Raw genomic sequence first — 1,383 nt, forward strand, 5'->3', positions numbered from 1 at the left:
TAGTTATCCGCCTGATGGATCAGATGGCCGAGATTTAGCTGTGTGGATGCCGTGTCGGTGGCTAACTGCGTGCGCAGCCGCCCGGTAGTGTCATCAAAGACCAACTGGTTATTCTGTCGACCATAGCCATCACTACCTAAGGCTACGCTCTTGAATCCCGACAGATACGCGCCATGCTTATGTTCACCTGCAGCAGCGCCATGCCAGGCTGGAGAGGCGCCAGCCCCCATCTTGTTATCCTGGCCGGCCGAGGTATGGTCCTTGGCGCCGATGAAGGCGGAAGCGTCATCTTGCCCCTGGCCGTTGTAGAGCACGCCATTGACAATCGGGCGGTCAATATCGTTGCCAAAGAATTTGACCAAGACTTCCTGGCCGATGCGCGGAATGAATTGCGCGCCGTAGCCGGGACCGGCGTAGAGTTGCGTGACGCGCACCCAGCAGGTGTTGGATTCTTCCGTTTGCCAGTGGAAGCGAATACGGATGCGGCCTAATGCATCGGTGTGTACCGTACCGGCATCGGCTGTGCTGCCGTCGGGACCAACAACTATCGCGGTCTGGCTGCCTAGCGCTGTCGGCTTTGGATTGAGAAGCAGCCCGGTTCCATCGAGCAGCGTCGGCCGCCATATCACGTCGGCCCGGATGGCGGTAAAACGGTTGGCATAGCCACGCTTGTCCGCGTCCGCCAGAAGTGCGTTCCAGACGGTGCGATGCAAATGGGTAGCAGCGATGGTGCCATCATCGGGTGTGCCGATGCCACCAGGCTGTTCCAGTGCTGATGGCATGTCGTTCCAATGCGATCCTGGCGGAGGAAAATCCCCCATTGCAGTACCGGCATGGAAACCATCTTCGCGCCACTCTGGCGTAGGACGCTGACCGGAGTAGACAGGCGTCGGTCCCAGTCTTGCTGCCAATTCTGCCTTGAGCCCAGTCGGTAAATTATTGACGCCGGCATGCAGCGTGCCAAGTAGCGTGAATCGGCGATGCTTTTCCTCTTCTTGCTCGCCTGGTTGTTTCGGAAAAGGCGCTTCCGTCAGGTCGAATACCGTGCCGGCGCGGAAAGTGCGCACTGTGCCTTGTCCAAACCAGGTCTTGGTGCGGCAATCCATGGCTTGCCGCAGGATGCGCACGTAATGCTCGGCCTCGTCCTGGCTGGCAAATGGATAGAGACCCAGCCAGTCGGCGCTTTCCACGAAAGGAGTATTGTTATTGATGCTCGGATGCATCGTGGTGGCCGATGCGGCAATCACCCGCTTGGCCTTGTAATCCCAACCGGAAATGGTGGTGATTTCGGGTTGCGACAGGCGTTCACAGCCAAGTTGCTGGATCGTGTCCTGAACTTCGACCGCCGCGTCGCGATGGAAGCGAATGCCGCGCCCGCCATTG

General features: G+C 58.9%; 1 protein-coding gene. It reads right to left on the reverse strand.

Annotated elements, in window-relative coordinates:
* Positions 1-1,383, reverse strand: a 1,383-nt coding sequence (locus tag EDC30_RS19330; protein ID WP_132260579.1) for a type VI secretion system Vgr family protein, incomplete at both ends; no start/stop codon positions are given.

Source organism: Paucimonas lemoignei (assembly GCF_004342585.1).
Lineage (GTDB): Bacteria > Pseudomonadota > Gammaproteobacteria > Burkholderiales > Burkholderiaceae_D > Paucimonas > Paucimonas lemoignei.